This window comes from Paracoccus aminovorans, from assembly GCF_001546115.1.
Lineage (GTDB): Bacteria > Pseudomonadota > Alphaproteobacteria > Rhodobacterales > Rhodobacteraceae > Paracoccus > Paracoccus aminovorans_B.
This window is the reverse complement of record NZ_LNBC01000045.1, coordinates 1-1192: the sequence shown is the minus strand read 5'-3', so window position 1 is coordinate 1192 and position 1192 is coordinate 1. Positions and strand designations below refer to the sequence as shown.

General features: G+C 72.6%; 2 protein-coding genes. Both read left to right on the top strand.

Going from position 1 to position 1192, the window contains the following annotated elements; translation table 11 throughout:
• Positions 1-954 (top strand): mannitol dehydrogenase family protein (locus ASV56_RS22275; protein ID WP_062564132.1); only part of this gene is annotated, 954 nt, incomplete at its 5' end.
• Positions 951-1192, top strand: a 242-nt coding sequence (locus tag ASV56_RS22270; RefSeq protein WP_253880253.1) for a PfkB family carbohydrate kinase, incomplete at its 3' end; no start/stop codon positions are given. The genes ASV56_RS22275 and ASV56_RS22270, both read left to right, overlap by 4 nt.

Below are 1192 nucleotides of genomic sequence, written 5' to 3'. Positions count from 1 at the left end.
GCGCACCGCGCCGCCGGGACCGCGCCCTTCACGGTGCTTTGCTGCGACAACCTGCCCGACAACGGCGCGCTGCTGCGGGCAGGCGTGCTGGGCTTCGCCCGCCGCTCGGATCCCGCGTTGGCGGAATGGATAGCGGAAACCGTCGCCTTTCCCGCGACCATGGTGGACCGCATCACCCCGGCGGTGACCGGGCGCACGCTGGCCGATGTCGAGACCATGACCGGCCACCGCGACCTCGCCTGCGTCGAGTCCGAGTCCTTCAGCCAATGGGTGATCGAGGATCATTTCCCCCAAGGCCGCCCCGCGTGGGAGGCCGGCGGCGCCCAGTTCGTCCGCGACGTGCGCGCGCATGAGGCGATGAAGCTGCGGATGCTGAACGGCAGCCATTCGCTGATGGCCTATGCCGGGCAGATCCTGGGCCAGCCCCATATCCGCGAGGCGGTCGCCGACCCGATGCTGGCCGCGCTGGTGCGGCGCCATTTGCGCGCGGCGGGGGCGACGCTGCCACCCGGGGCCGGGCTGGACGTCGCGGCCTATGCCGATGCCCTGATGGCCCGCTTCGCCAACCCCGCCATTGCGCACAAGACCAGCCAGGTGGCCACGGACGGCACCGAGAAGCTGCCGCAGCGCTGGTTCGCCCCCTCGGTCGAGTTGTTGGCGCGGGGCGGCGATCCCCGCCCCTTCGCCTTCGCCACCGGGGTCTGGCTGGCCTGGCTGGCCGGGCTGGCCAGCCGCGACGAGGCCCCGGACGACCCGCGCGCCGCGGCCCTGCTGGATCTTGCCCGGCGCGCGGAAGGCGACGACGCGGCGCTGGTCGCGGGCGTGCTGGCCCTGCCTGGCCTCGCCCCCGAGGCCTTGCGCGCCGGCGCCTTCGCCGACACCGCCCGCGACACCCTGTCCCGCATTCGGGCCAAGGGGCTGAGCGCCGTCATGCAGGCCGAGTTGGCGGCATGAGCGGGCGCATCCTCTCAATCGGCGAGGCCATGGTCGAGCTTTCGGGCGCGGGCCAGCCCGACCTCTGGCGGCTGGGCATCGCCGGCGACACGCTGAACACCGCTTGGTATGTGCGCCGCCTGCTGCCCGAAAGCTGGCAGGTCGCCTATTGCAGCCGGGTCGGGCGCGGCGAATTCTCGCAGCGGATGATCGACTTTCTTGCGACCGAAGGCATCGACGCAAGCCATGTCAGCCGCGA